Annotated in this window: 1 protein-coding gene and 1 pseudogene; one reads left to right on the top strand and one right to left on the bottom strand. The window is 43.6% G+C overall.

What is annotated here, in order from left to right; translation table 11 throughout:
* Positions 1 to 239 (top strand): annotated as a pseudogene (locus tag V6259_RS19690) (DDE-type integrase/transposase/recombinase); the annotation flags it as partial.
* 17 nt (positions 240 to 256) lie between these two features.
* On the opposite strand, the gene V6259_RS19685 reads toward V6259_RS19690, so the two are convergent.
* Positions 257 to 365: IS3 family transposase (locus V6259_RS19685; RefSeq protein WP_341585939.1), on the bottom strand; the 109-nt coding region annotated here is incomplete at its 5' end.

Raw genomic sequence — 365 nt, 5'->3', positions numbered from 1 at the left:
TTTCCCGACGTGTTGTTGGATGGTCAATGGATAAAATGATGGATCGTCATCTGGTCATTAATGCTCTACTAATGGCCATCTGGCAGCGTAAACCTAAAGGTGAAGTGCTGGTACACAGCGATCAGGGTAGCCAATATGCGAGCTCTGACTATCTCGCTTTTATGAAGGCTCATAACTTAGCGCCATCAATGAGTCGTCGAGGCAATTGCCATGATAATGCGGTGGCAGAAAGCTTTTTTGGTATGGACCCAGTTTCCTAGACAGTTTCTAGCTCCGTAAAATATCGCTTCTCATATTGCAGTGGCGATAATCCATTATTTGATCCATGGTGTCGCTTTGGATTATAAAAGCACTCGATATAATCA

The sequence above is a fragment of the Marinomonas sp. TI.3.20 genome (assembly GCF_038155025.1).
In the GTDB taxonomy this organism is placed as follows: Bacteria; Pseudomonadota; Gammaproteobacteria; order Pseudomonadales; family Marinomonadaceae; genus Marinomonas; species Marinomonas flavescens.
The sequence above is the reverse complement of the archived record's forward strand: the minus strand, read 5'-3'. Positions and strand labels throughout refer to the sequence as shown.